8 protein-coding genes are annotated in these 13,029 nt (G+C 41.1%); 6 read left to right on the top strand and 2 right to left on the bottom strand.

From position 1 onward, the window contains the following. Positions 1 to 413: 413 nt before the first annotated feature. Positions 414 to 653: a hypothetical protein gene (locus NBH06_RS05320; protein ID WP_195360660.1), complete on the bottom strand. Its 240-nt coding sequence runs from the start codon at positions 651 to 653 to the stop codon at positions 414 to 416. Between the two features lie 130 nt (positions 654 to 783). Beyond that, positions 784 to 918 (bottom strand): hypothetical protein, encoded by a 135-nt coding sequence (locus NBH06_RS13520; RefSeq protein ID WP_284703176.1) that lies wholly within the window; start codon positions 916 to 918, stop codon positions 784 to 786. A gap of 41 nt (positions 919 to 959) precedes the next feature. Between NBH06_RS13520 and NBH06_RS05315 the strand changes: the two genes are divergently transcribed. From NBH06_RS05315 to NBH06_RS05290, 6 genes are all read left to right on the top strand, one after another. Further along, positions 960 to 2,549, top strand: a complete 1,590-nt coding sequence (locus tag NBH06_RS05315; RefSeq protein ID WP_350449411.1) for a SusC/RagA family TonB-linked outer membrane protein — start codon at positions 960 to 962, stop codon at positions 2,547 to 2,549. 31 nt (positions 2,550 to 2,580) lie between these two features. Continuing rightward, complete coding sequence (locus NBH06_RS05310; RefSeq protein ID WP_250793143.1) at positions 2,581 to 4,299, top strand: RagB/SusD family nutrient uptake outer membrane protein; 1,719 nt, start codon at positions 2,581 to 2,583, stop codon at positions 4,297 to 4,299. A gap of 13 nt (positions 4,300 to 4,312) precedes the next feature. After that, positions 4,313 to 6,538, top strand: coding sequence for a GH92 family glycosyl hydrolase (locus NBH06_RS05305; protein WP_250793141.1), 2,226 nt, complete (start codon positions 4,313 to 4,315; stop codon positions 6,536 to 6,538). 9 nt (positions 6,539 to 6,547) lie between these two features. Beyond that, positions 6,548 to 8,527, top strand: a complete 1,980-nt coding sequence (locus tag NBH06_RS05300; RefSeq protein WP_195632469.1) for a retaining alpha-galactosidase — start codon at positions 6,548 to 6,550, stop codon at positions 8,525 to 8,527. A 45-nt stretch (positions 8,528 to 8,572) separates the two neighbouring features. Then, the gene (locus NBH06_RS05295; RefSeq protein ID WP_250793140.1) at positions 8,573 to 10,666 is read left to right on the top strand and encodes a right-handed parallel beta-helix repeat-containing protein; all 2,094 of its coding nucleotides are present in this window, start codon (positions 8,573 to 8,575) and stop codon (positions 10,664 to 10,666) included. A gap of 78 nt (positions 10,667 to 10,744) precedes the next feature. Next, entirely contained in the window at positions 10,745 to 13,003 is a 2,259-nt protein-coding gene (locus NBH06_RS05290) for an endo-alpha-N-acetylgalactosaminidase family protein (RefSeq protein WP_250793139.1), read from the top strand. Positions 13,004 to 13,029 lie beyond the last annotated feature (26 nt).

The raw sequence follows: 13,029 nt of genomic DNA, 5'->3' as shown, positions 1-13,029 counted from the left end.
CCCGCACTCATACTCAAGCGTTCCTTAATCCTACTCCCGAAATCCCCGTTACATTCGTTCCCCTCCCTGTGGTGTCCTCTCCCATTACACCATAAGAGTTGTCGGTATTCCCGATTTTACAGGCTTCCCGGGGAGGTAAGGTGGCAAAAAAGGTGGTTTTAAGGGTGGGGGTATCGGTGCAAAAATCGGGGTCGAAATTAAAATTATGGTATTTATACCTCTCTCCTGTGCGTATCCTCAAAACCCACTTTTGTCACGCCAAATATAAAAAAGTGTCACGCCAAACTGTCACACCAAGTGTCACTCCTTTCCCAAAATCGACCATTTTAAGCACAAAAAAGGGAGGCACGACAACCTCCCATAAAAATACCAGCAAAATGCCGTTCATATTGCGTTCTAAACCCGTTGAAACATTATTCCTTAGAATGGCCGCCGGAGCCGCCCGAAATAAGCGTAGATTGCTTTATTATAGCCCGTTTCGTACATACCGTACCGTTCCCGGAAAGCCCTGCGTGAAGTAGATAATTCTTCGTTGCACCCACCTGTTCAGCCGTCAGCACCGTATATACCGCCGAAATGCTACTGAAATACCAGTCTTTCCGCTTCGTTCCGTCTATTCCGTGCGTCAAATGCACATGTATAACCTTTGCCATATTATTACCATTTTTGCCTGTAAATATACCATATAATTATTATATAGAATATATTTGATATTTAATTTATCAAAAACAAGACACAAAAAAAGCAGCACAAATCGCTGCCACTCCCTTACTTTACCCGACCTCAACTCCATGTAAACCTCATGTAAGCCGAAAGTATCTGTACCGCCAACCAAACGAGCCACAACAGCCCCTCCACGTAAACATCAATTAAACCCACGTAAACATTTCGTTTTGTACGCCTTAATGCCGTCGTCATACACAACCCTTTGACCTACAAACCTTTTCTCTTTTTTTTCTATCTCCACCCATATACATTTCGTTCTGTGCCCAGTAACTTTACAGACCACACTTGAATATGAGAAAAAAATACAAAATCATTTTTTTAAAGTACTAGCGGGTTTTACAGATGAACATTATGAAAGCCATTGGATAGGAGCTAATAGGAAGAATATTCCTGATAATAATTTGGAGGAAATAGATGGTGCGACCGGTACTGGCGATTTGAAAGATAATTGGGGAAATTCTGACGAGTGGAGAATGTATTCCTATTTTGGCCGGGCCAACTATGATTTTGATAGTCGTTATTTTTTAGAGTTTAATCTTCGGTACGATGGCTCGTCACGTTTGGCGCCAGGACATCAATATACACTTTTCCCTTCGGGGTCAATAGGTTGGAGAATATCGGAAGAAAAATTTATGGAGTCGATAAGAACTGTGGTAGATAATTTGAAACTTAGGGCATCTTACGGACAATTGGGAAATCAAACCATAAGCCTTTATCAGTATGCAAATGTAATGGCTAATAATCCGAAAGAATATATGTTCGGACATCAATGGGTCCCGGGTTCTTATTTAAATATTTTACCGAATTACGATTTGGGGTGGGAGACTTCTACTATGCTCGATATAGGGGTAGATTTTAATTTGTTCAATAATAGGCTGATCGGTGCTTATGACTGGTATCGAAAGAAGACCGATGGCATATTGTTGGATTTGCCTGTGTCTGGTGTTATCGGTATTCCGGTTTCTGTCCAAAATGCCGGTGTTATGGCAAGTTGGGGGCATGAGTTACAGTTAACGTGGAGGGATAAAGTTAATGAGTTTAATTATGGGGTCACTCTATCTTTTTCGGATCAAATGAATGAGGTTTTGGATTTGAAAGGAACCGGACCTCATATATATGATCGTACGGTAATAGCGGAGGGCAAACCTTTGAATACTCTGTATGGATATAAATGCTTAGGTTTTTTCACCTCGGAAGAAGAGATACAAAACAGTCCGAAGCCCGAGGGGTACGCCTCTCAAATAAAAGTTGGCGATTTGAAGTATGCCGATTTGTCTGGGCCTAATGGAGTTCCTGATGGAAAAATTGATAGTTATGATAAAACCGATATAGGTTGGAGTGCTCCGAGATATATGTTTGGACTGGATTTCTCAGGAGAGTACAAGGGATTTGATTTCAGAGTATTTTTTCAAGGGGTAGGTAAACGAGATGAGTTTATTTATGGGGGTATTGTATTAAATCCGACTTCAAAGAGCTTATTGGAGGATCGCTGGAACCCAGAGCGATCGGTACAAGAAAATTTGGCTCATGCAAAATTACCTCGATATGTAAACGGGCAACAAAATAATTACGAGATATCTGATTTCTATGTAAAAAGCGCAGCTTATTTACGATTGAAAAATTTACAGTTGGGATACACCCTTCCTAAAAATTGGACGAGAAAAATATGTTTTGAGAAGGTTCGGTTTAGTATATCTGCCAATAACTTGTTCACTTTGACTTCTTATCCGTATGTGGATCCAGAGGGTCCTTCGGGAGGAGCATATTATCCACAGTTGAGATCATTCACCTTTGGAGTGGAGCTTACTATAGGTAAAAATTGATTGTTCTATAATACATTAGATACATTTAGTTATGAAACGCTATATATATTATTTTATGATCATCGGTTTGCTTCCTGTTTTTAGTTGTACCGATGGATTGGATTTATATCCGAATGATAAAGTTACAGTAGATAATTATTGGAATACGGCAGAAGATGCTCTTCGTGCAGTGAATGCTACTTATAGTAATACCTTCCCTCAGAGCGATACGTATGGTTGCGATTTACTTTTCTTGGATGCGGCAAGCGATAATACCTATCCTCAACACAGCAATCAGTTTGGTAATTTTCAACAAATTGCATTGAATGCGTTCGAAGCGAACCATGCCGCGTTACAGGAATTATGGAATAGAAGATATGTTACGATAAGACGTTGTGCCGATTTTCTCGTGAATATCGGGAATGTAAATATGGATCCGATTTTAAAAAATCGCTATACGGCAGAGGTCTTGTTTCAACGTGCGTATGCTTATTATTACTTGATAGCTCAATTTGGAGATGTTCCATGGGTCGATCATCCATTGACGATACAGGAGGCATCTTCTATTCGGAGAACAGATAAATATGCGATTGCCAAACAGATAATAAGTGATTTGGATTACGCTGCGGCAAATCTTCCGTCTTCTTATACAAATGAGGAAGACGATGGACGAGTAACGCGTTGGGCTGCATTTGCGTTGAAAAGCCGGATTTGCATGTTTATGGCTGGAGATTATCGCAAATCTTCCCCCGACCAGAAATGGTATTGGGAACAGGCTCGGGATGCAACGGATTCTGTTATTACAAAATCTGGTAAATCTCTTTATACTCCTAATAATCAATTGACCGGTGAAAGTTATAGAAAACTTTTTTATGACGACGCTGCGAGTGTAGGTAGTGGAGAAATAATTTACGATTCTCAGTTTACAAGTGCAGAGCGCGCTCTTTATGGCTTTACGGTGAAGATTGCTTGTATTAGTGATGGAGGTTGGAATTCATGGGTTCCTACCCAATCTATGGTCGATGCATATGAAGTTAAGGTAAGTAATAGCGAAGCTTATCCGATTGACGATCCTCGTTCGAATTATAATCCTGACGATCCGTATGTGAATAGAGATCCTCGTTTGGCCGCTTCTATTTATTATACTGGTACAGGAGGAACGACCTTAGCTGGTAGTGAGTATAATAGTCAGCCCGGGAGTACGAGTGGAGATAAGATGGACCAACACAATGGCTCTCCGACGGGATATGGGTGGAAGAAATATGTAGATCCTAGTTTGATAGGAGTGTGGGATACTGGACATGATTTCCCTTTAATCCGTTTAGCAGAGGTTTATTTGGATGCAGCGGAAGCTCGGAATGAATTGGCAAATTCTCCGTCGGAAGATGCTAAAATAAGAAATTATTCGGGTATGACGAGATGGCGTGTAGGAATGCCCGATTTCCCTAATAATTTGACAAAAGATGAGATGAGAGAGCGAATAAGGAATGAGCGCCGGGTGGAATTGGCTTTTGAAGGTGCTCGCTTTTTTGACATTCGTCGCTGGGGAATTGCTGAAAATGTATTGAATGCCGAAGACGGTTGGATTATTGGTATGAAATTGGATAATGCCGGTGGATACCAGGTTGTAGAAAGTGGTAAATGGAAAGGCCATGTGAAAGTGAGACAACGCACGTTATTTACTTCCGATCAGTATGTTTGGCCTATTCCAAGCAGAGAAATCGAGTTAAATCCTAATTTAGAGGCGGAGCCGTTAATGGAAATCGAATAAATTCAAAATTTTTATGAACAAATATTTTAATATAGCAATTGTAACAGCATTGTCTGTTGCTATTACATCGTTCAAGGGAAATGCGATGTCTGATCTTTCGCAGTATGTCGATCCGTTTATCGGGGTCGATGGCGGCGGAAATGTATTTCCGGGGCCTTGTGTACCTTTTGGTATGGTAAAGGTGGGTCCTGACTGTGGTGGAAAAGATTGGAATGCGGGTTGGGATCGCGATGGGAATATACATGGGTTCAGTAATGTCCATGTGAGCGGGACCGGAGGAGGTTGTAAGTATGGAAATGTACTGTTTGCCCCGATTACCGGGAATCTTGATATGCAAGATTATTCATCTCCTCGAAATAATGAACATGTGGCGTTGGGGCTGTATGAGGTGGATTTGAAAAGATATGGCACATCGGCTAGATTGACGGCTTTGCAGTGTAGTGCAATGCATGAGTATACTTTTCCAGCGAGTGATGATTCAAAAATAATTATTGATTTGGGGAGTTTCTTGTCTTCTCATGAAAGACAATATTTAGTAGGCTCAGAAGTAAGGATTATTTCGGACAAAGAGATTGAGGGATATACTCGGGTTAGAGGAGGTTGGAATATAGGTGAGCCGTACACGGTTTATTTCTACGCTGTGTTTGATACTCCGTCCGATGATTGTGGTACATGGAAGAGCCATCGAGTTGAACCTGGGAAAAGAGAACAATATGATACCAGTGAACCGACAGGTGCTTATTTTTCCTATCGCACTTCTGATAAGCAGAAAGTTACGGTCAAAGTGGGCATCTCTTATTTAAGTACCGGGAAAGCGCGAATGAATTTGTCAGAAATGAATTCGTGGAATTTCGACGAGGTGAGAGCCGCCTGTGTGAGTCGTTGGAACGAGATATTGAACAAAATAGAGGTTAAAGGTAGTGACGAGCAGAAAAAGATTTTCTATACAGCTTTGTATCATAGCTATTTGCAGCCAGTAGACAAGACCGGAGAAAATTCGAAATGGATATCGGACGAATCGTATTACGATGATTACTATTGTATTTGGGATACATTTAGAGCGACACACCCTTTATTCACATTGTTGACGCCTTCTAAACAGGTAGATATGTTGCGTTCTTTGCTGGATATATACCGACACGAGGGATATGCCCCCGATGCGAGGAGCGGTGATGACAATGGCCGGGTGCAAGGTGGATCGAATGTCGATATACTTTTTGCCGATGCTTATGTCAAAGGATTGAAAGGTATCGATTACGAATTGGCATTGGAGGCGATGATAAAGAACGCCGAAGTGTCTCCCGGTGATGACGAGCGAAAGGAAGGACGCGGCGGTATCAGTGATTATAATGAGAAGGGTTTTGTATCGACAAAATTCGAGCGCGCGGGGACTCGTACCATGGAGTATGCCAATTGTGACTATGCCATTGCTACATTGGCTCGTGGACTGAAAGAAAAAGAGATTGCCCAAAAGTATATGGAACGTTCCCGAAATTGGCAAAATTTGTGGAATCCCGATGTGGAAAGTTTGGGCTTTAAGGGCTTTGTGTGGCCTCGTTATAGCGACGGCTCTTGGTGGAGCGAAAATGATTATTCGGTTTTTCAAGGTGGAACATGGCCCGATTTCGTGTACGAGACGTTCTCGTGGGAGCTGTCTTTTTATGTTCCGCATGATGTGAATGCTCTCATCGAGAAATGTGGAGGGAAAGAGCAGTTCACCCGGAGGTTGGATACTTATTTTTCTCATGAGAAATGGGATCAACGGTGGTATATGGGGCTGTTCCAAATCTCGAACGAACCGGGATTTTTGACGCCTACCCTATATAATTACGTGGGTCGACCCGATAAAACGGCCGAGGTCGTGCGAAAGACGTTGAAGGAGCGTTACAATACGACGAAAGAAGGAATCCCCGGTAATGACGATTCGGGCTCAATGTCGTCGTGGTATGTCTTTCATGCTCTTGGTTTCTATCCCAATACCGGGCAGGATTTGTATTTGATATCCAGTCCCACGTTCGAGGAGGCTGTTATTCATTTGGAAAATGGGAGAGATTTATCGATCAAGGCGAAGAAAGCCAGCGATAAAAATATCTATGTTCAGTCGGTTAAACTGAACGGGGAGCCGTTGGACGCATGCTCGTTCAAACATACCGATATTGCCAATGGCGGGACATTGGAGTTTGTGATGGGCTCGAAACCGTCTAAGTGGGGAACCGTCGGAGTGGAAAATCAATTATAAGGAATAATTATGAAAAAAGTATTATCGATAGGACTTGCCATGCTGGCATTTTTCCCCATGTGCGTGGGGGCGAAAGAGTTGTTTGTGGATTCGCCGAATGGCAAAATATCGGTTACGGTGAGCATCGACTCCGTGATTGCGTGGAGTGCCTGTTTTGCCGATACCGAAATTATAGCTCCGTCTGAAATTTCGATGACCTTTCGGAATGGAGAGGCGATAGGCCGTAATCCTAGATTGAAAAAGTTTTCTGTCGAAAAGGTCGATGAGATTATCGATGCTGTTATTTATAAAAAGAGAGAGGTGATAGACCGATATAATGAATTGAAAATGCAATTTCGAAATTATAATTTGTACTTCCGAGCATATGACGATGGTGTGGCCTATCGTTGGGAGACAAATTTTAAATCGAAAGAGCCGGTAGCTGTGCAGTCTGAAAAAGCCGAGTTTTGTTTTGCCGGTGAAGACCACGATGTGACGGTAGGGTATGTGAGAGCCAATGAGAAAGATGTTTATTCTCAGTCTTTTGAAAATGAGTATCGAACGATTAATTTGAAAGGTATGTCTGATTTTTGGCCGGCTTTCGCTCCCATTCTCGTGGGGATGCCTAACGGAATAAAGGTGGCGATTACCGATGCTGATTTGATCGACTACCCGGGAATGTTTTTGAAGAAGACGGGAGATACTCGATTGACGGGCGATTTTGCTCCTTTTGTAAAGAAAGAGGTTCAAGGAGGTCATAATAACCTGCAAGCTCTTGTCGAGGAAAGAGCCGATTATCTGGCGGAAACGACCGGAAAAAGGTTCTATCCGTGGAGAGCCGTGATTATAGCCGAGGAAGATAAAGACCTTTTGAACAGCGATATGGTGTATAAACTGGCGACACCTTGTCAAGTGGACGATGTTTCTTGGATAAAACCGGGCAAACTGGCATGGGATTATTGGTGCGCATGGAACATATATGGCGTAGATTTTAGAGCGGGAGTAAACACTGAAACTTATAAATATTTTATTGACTTCGCTTCTGAAAATAAAATAGAATATGTGTTATTAGATGAAGGGTGGGCAATGAGTACCGATATTATGACTCCCGTAGAGGATATCGATCTTCCCGAAATCATTGAATATGCGAAGCGGAAAAATGTCTCTATTTTGTTGTGGGCAGGGTGGTTGCCTTTGGACCAAAAGATGGACGAAGCGTTGAAACACTATTCCGACCTTGGAGTGAAAGGTTTCAAGGTGGATTTCATGGATAGGGACGACCAACGTGTAGTGAATTTTTGCACACGGTTGGCGAAGAAAGCAGCTGAATATCATTTGCTTATTGATTTGCATGGGTGTTATAAGCCTACGGGATTACAGAGGACTTACCCGAATGTTATCAATTTTGAGGGCGTTTATGGTCTGGAATATTTGAAAGGGGATTATCCTGATATGCCTCGAAATGATGTGACCATACCTTATTTGAGGATGCTGGCTGGGCCGGTCGATTATACGCCGGGGGCGATGGTCAATGCTAACAGGGAAAGCTATAAAGGCATTTGGGGAACACCTATGAGTCAAGGTACACGTGCGCATCAAGTTGCTTTGTATGTAGTGTTTGAAGCTCCGTTGGTTATGATGGCCGATAGCCCTAACAATTATAGAAAAGAACAGGAGACAACCGATTATATAGCACAACTTCCTACGGTATTTGATGAAACCGTTTCCCTTGCGGGGAAAGTCGGTGAATATGCGGCGGTTGCGAGACGGAAAGGTGATAAGTGGTATGTTGGAGCTATCACGAATTGGGATAAGCGGGAAATATCTTTGGATTTCTCTTTTTTAAGCCAGGGACTGTGGAAAGCTGAAATTTTCAAGGACGGGATAAATGCCGACAGGAACGGAAACGATTACAAAATAGAGGAACAAAATATCGTGTCCGGGAAAAAATTGAAAGTAACGATGGCTCCGGGCGGAGGTTGGTCTGCTATAATTTCCCGAATCAATTGAATGATTTTAATTATTTAATACTAATCCTTAAAAATAAGATTTATCATGAAAAAGGTAAAATTACTGATTTCGTCATTGAGTCTTGTTGCGATGAATGTATTTGCGACAGACGTGTATGTTACGGTTTCCGGAGCAGGAAATGGTAGTGGTAGTGATTGGGCTAATGCAAAAAACGACTTGGGAGAAGTTCTCTATAATGCTTCTGCCGGGACGACGGTTCATGTCGGAGCCGGAGTTTATAAACCGACAGTAGATTACAAGGGTAATTCTACCGCACCCAATATAGAGAAGCGGTTTAAGTTGTCAGGCGGTGTTACGGTTTTAGGTGGTTATCCATCTACCGGTGGAGCGGAACGGAATGTACAAGAAAATGAGACTATATTAGATGGTGCTATTAATGATACCGATACGGTCTATACGATTGCTTATGGTTTATTGGGCGAGCAGGATATCGTAGTTGATGGCTTTATTTTCCGTCACGCTACGGGGCGGATGTCGGGACCTGATAACGATTATATGGGTGATTTTTCTGGCGGTGCCGGGGCGATAGTTGTTTTGGGTGGTACTCTGATTCCCGATGCAACTTCTCCTGCTGGAAGTGGATTAACACTTATAAATTGTGTATTTGATGGATTCAAAGCAAAATGGGGTGGTGCTATTAAGTTGCAGAAACCCGATCAGTCAGCAAATCCCAAATTAACTTTGACTAGTTGCTCGTTCTTTAATAATATAAGTGGCCAGAACGGGGGAGGAGTCCTCACCTATAATTGGGACGTAGATGTAGAAAACAGTACTTTCGAGGGAAATTTTGGAGGTAGTGGAGGTGCGATAGCATGTTTTGGAAGTATGATAGTCAATGCAACAGAAAGTACATTTAAAGGAAATTCATGTAGTAGTAATGGGGCTGGTATATTATGTTATGCAGAAGAACAAGATGCCGGAAGTGAAATGACTGTTAGGAATTGTGATTTTATAGAGAACGATGGTTGGGACGGAGTCGGCGTTTATTCGAATAAATCATTAGAAGGTTGTACATTCGATAAAAATACAGGAGGTGGAGCTGGAGCAGTTCGTTTAGATGGTACGTTTACAATTACCGACTGTGTTTTTAACGGCAATGAAATTAACGCTCATCCCGGAGGTTGGTTCGATGGAAGCGTAGGGGCTATAAGTAATTGTATATATACGAATAATAAAAGTGCAGCCGGGCAGAATGGGGTTATTTTTAAAGTTCAAATGGGTGAAGAAATAAATGTAACCAATTGCTATGCTACAGGAAATTCTGGAAAATCTATCGCCGGTATAGGTTGGGGATCGAGCGGTTTAATGAAAAATGTTTCCATTGTAAATAATACAGGCACAGCGATTGCTTTTCAGGGAGCAGCTTATACGTGTCAAAATATGACGATTAGTGGTAATTCCTCTCCGACGAATGGCGGTATTATTGATGGTAGTTGGGAAGGAGCTTCATCTATCAGTATCTATGACTGTACGATTGTAGGTAATTCTTCGGCTGATGGACAGAATGCCATGTATATATCGGGAGGAACTGCGACAATAGATTTTGATAATTGTATTTACGTGGAAAATGGAGATAAAGATGTTGATTATGGTACTGTTTTTGGTTCTTTTGTGCGTAACTATTGTATTTGGGACGATACTCGATATGGTGAGGGCCGGTTCTATCCGTTGGATAGTCCATTCACAGTTGGTACTTATTTAGCTCCTATTGCAGAAGTGGATGGGCAGTATGTTCATTTATTAACGGGTGAAAATAATCCTGCCGTAGGAAACGGATCTCCGAATTCTTCCAATACAGAGGACCAAACAGGAAGAATGCGTCCAGCATCCCCATCAATAGGAGCTGTTGAATATAGAGACGGATCGGGTATCGATGCTGTGGAACAAGCTCAGTTGAATGTGTATCCATCGGTGACTACCGGACAATTGGTCGTAACGAATCCTTTTGCCGGAACAAGTACGCTTTGTGTTTATTCTATTGATGGATCATTGGTAAAAAGGATAAATTTAGGTGTCGGAGATAATTTGTTGAACTTCTCTGATTTGGGAAATGGAACTTATCTTGTATCACTTCATAATGGGGCGATTGTGGTAACATCGCGTATAGTTAAGAGATAAGTTCGTTTTTGTAACCTGTGTCATTGAGTGAAAGTGTCTCTGTGACACAGGTTTTGTATTTTATGTAATTGTTTAATTATGAATAAATTGAAATTTATTGTAGTCGGCTTTTTTGTCGGGCTTTCGTTGTTTTTATCACAAGTTAATTCGGCTGGGCTAACATACAATTATCCGTTATATCCTTATTCGAAAGATTTGTCTCAGACATTGACTTTTAAAGTCATGTTACGTTGTGCTCTTCCTGATCAAATATCCAATTTGGATATGTCTTTGGTTGCTAATTATTTAAGGCAAATAGATTGTATTACAAGAGGAATTCCCAAGATCGTTGTGTTAGGAGGTTTCCAGCAGAATGGACATGATCATACTTATCCGTGGTGGGCTCCGGTAGATGATAGTTTTACAGCTCCGGGTCGTAGGAAAGGGAAAGAAGCTTTGATATGGTTGATGGAAGAGGCTAAAAAATATAATACGACTTGTACTTTCCATGTGAACCCGTTTGATGCATATATGGATTCAGAAAAATGGAATTTTTATGAAGAAAATGACTTGTTGTGCAGAAATACAGACGGTTCTTTGGTAAAGGGTGATATTTGGTGGGATCGCCAAAGCTATTTTGTCAATATGGTAAATGAATGGAATGCTGGGGTGACAAAGCAACGTATAGATGCATTTTTAAATGAATTACCTTTGGTTAAAGAAACCGGAGTTTTATATTTCGATAATTTGACTCAATATCCGGCCAGTCCTAAACATCGGGTGACTCGTGCCGACCAGATAACTGCAATAAAAAAAGCTGCTGAATATTTAAAGGAACAGTATAATATACAGTTGATAGGAGAGTACGCAGATGTGAATTTGTATGGGTTTGATTGTTTAGGTGTAACGTGGGATTGGAATGCCTCTTTAAATATCGATCAGATGGAGGTTCCAGCATATGTAGCTTGTGGAGGACGTAATATATGTCACGATGATTTATTAGGTGCTACTAATGATATCAGTAAACGGAGATTACAAGTTTTTGGTTCGAGTATCCAGTTAGAGGATATTCAATTTCAACAAGATGTTTCGAAAGTGGTAAGGGAGTTTACACATCATACTTTGCCCTATTTTTATATGAATCGTTTATTGAGACAAAATTTAAGCACAAATGGATATGAAATGACTCTTTCTCTCTCGGATAGTGTGGATAGCAAATGGGAAGGTGATAATGTTCATAGACTATATCGGGATAGAAAACTCATGAAAGAAAATTATGATGTGTTTATTCCGGTATATTGGGTAAATCATCTTGAAATTATGGCGTATTCATATCAAGGAAGACGGGGTAAGTGGAGTTTGCCGAGAGAATGGAAAGGTATAGAGTCAGTTGATATATATGAGTTTAATTCTTCTTATTATGACCTTGAATTAAAAGATTCGAATATTGCAATTACAGATAATCAAATCGATTTGAATCTTGAAGCTGGAGTGGCCCAAATATTGGTCCCTGCTGGAACCGATGTTCATGACGGAACGATTTATGATAATCCGGCTTCTGGAGAGATCGATTTTTTAGGGGAAGATTATGAGACACAGGGGAATTGGAAAGACAAGTATGGCAGCCTTGGTTATGATGTATTCGGAGCGTCGAAAGTGTTGTCAGATGGTATTCAATTGGGATATATAGGTGATAATCTCGATGTGTATAATACAAATAGTTCTCGTCGGGTAGCATTACAGACTCCTGAGGAAGATGGGAAAAGAATAGAGGCGGTACGGACATCGAAGTTACATCAGATAATCGATGTGCAAACGGCTGAAAAAAGAATGCTTTCGTTGTATATTGCCGATTATAAAGACAGAAATTGCCAAATGGTAGTTGATGTTATCGATGCCGTGACAAAGCGAATATTGCATTCAAAATTAATCAATTCGTTTCAGTCGGGAATATATCTGAGATATAATGTAAAGGGACATTTACAGTTCCGGTTTACTCGTTTCTTTTATGATGGATACGGAAATCCCGATTATCCGGTATGTAGTGCAGTATTTATAGATGAAGAAGGGGTATCGGGTAAAGAGAATATTCGTTGGAAGGAGGATAATCTGAGGTGTTATCCTTCTGTATTTCGAGATGATTTGACAATCGAGGCTGATGTTTTTACTTCTCCAAAAGTACATATCCAGATACATTCGATAGCAGGGAATTTATTATATGATAAGGTATTTGACGTTTCTGATAACCGAGTGCGAGTTTGTTTGGATAAAGGTGAATTGGGAAGTCAAAATGGGGTTTGCATTGTATCTCTTGTAACAGATAGGTCGGTTTTAAGGAAAAAGGTCGTATGCAGATAAAACTGTCTTTTGGGAATGAATTAGAT

Source organism: Barnesiella sp. B2-R-119 (assembly GCF_023656675.1).
GTDB lineage: Bacteria > Bacteroidota > Bacteroidia > Bacteroidales > Barnesiellaceae > Barnesiella > Barnesiella intestinihominis.
This window is presented reverse-complemented; position numbering and strand designations above follow the sequence as displayed.

Bases quoted from the DNA above. Each gene is read 5' to 3' on its own strand.
- NBH06_RS05300 (WP_195632469.1), top strand. From the start codon at position 6,548: ATGAAAAAAGTATTATCGATAGGACTTGCCATGCTGGCATTTTTCCCC.
- NBH06_RS05305 (WP_250793141.1), top strand. From the start codon at position 4,313: ATGAACAAATATTTTAATATAGCAATTGTAACAGCATTGTCTGTTGCT.
- NBH06_RS05310 (WP_250793143.1), top strand. From the start codon at position 2,581: ATGAAACGCTATATATATTATTTTATGATCATCGGTTTGCTTCCTGTT.
- NBH06_RS05320 (WP_195360660.1), bottom strand. From the start codon at position 653: ATGGCAAAGGTTATACATGTGCATTTGACGCACGGAATAGACGGAACG.
- NBH06_RS13520 (WP_284703176.1), bottom strand. From the start codon at position 918: ATGACGACGGCATTAAGGCGTACAAAACGAAATGTTTACGTGGGTTTA.
- NBH06_RS05290 (WP_250793139.1), top strand. From the start codon at position 10,745: ATGAATAAATTGAAATTTATTGTAGTCGGCTTTTTTGTCGGGCTTTCG.
- NBH06_RS05295 (WP_250793140.1), top strand. From the start codon at position 8,573: ATGAAAAAGGTAAAATTACTGATTTCGTCATTGAGTCTTGTTGCGATG.